This window comes from Robertmurraya sp. DFI.2.37, assembly GCF_029211245.1.
Classification (GTDB): domain Bacteria; phylum Bacillota; class Bacilli; order Bacillales; family Cytobacillaceae; genus Robertmurraya; species Robertmurraya methanolica_A.
This window is the reverse complement of record NZ_JARGEJ010000251.1, coordinates 1-433: the sequence shown is the minus strand read 5'-3', so window position 1 is coordinate 433 and position 433 is coordinate 1. Positions and strand designations below refer to the sequence as shown.

1 protein-coding gene is annotated in these 433 nt (G+C 37.6%); it reads right to left on the bottom strand.

Annotated features, from left to right (window positions below; genetic code table 11):
• Positions 1-423, bottom strand: a 423-nt coding sequence (rimI, locus tag PZE06_RS26345; protein ID WP_275792158.1) for a ribosomal protein S18-alanine N-acetyltransferase, incomplete at its 3' end; no start/stop codon positions are given.
• Positions 424-433: the final 10 nt, after the last annotated feature.

Sequence of the window (433 nt, the reverse complement as noted above, 5' to 3'; positions counted from 1 at the left end):
CATTACTAATGCATCTTCATGATTATCGGTATAAAAGCTTTTTCGGATTCCTCCATTTTGAAAGCCAAGTTTGCGATAGAGAGATTGGGCAATATGATTGGACACTCTTACTTCTAATGTCATTGTCTTCGCACCCTTTTCCTTCGCAATCTCCATTACTTTTTTTAATAGAGCTTCCCCTAATTTTTTACCGCGATACTTCGGCAGTACCGCAATATTGGTAATATGTGCCTCATCTACAATAATCCATACCCCACAGTATCCACAAACTCCATCCTCATCCTCTAAAACCGTATATAATGCAAATCGATTTTTTGTTAATTCATTTACAAACGATTCTCGGCTCCAAGGACTGGTAAAGGACTCATTTTCTATGAACACAATTTGATCGATATCCTTCTCTTCCATCTCACGAAATGTCAGTTGTTTAGTC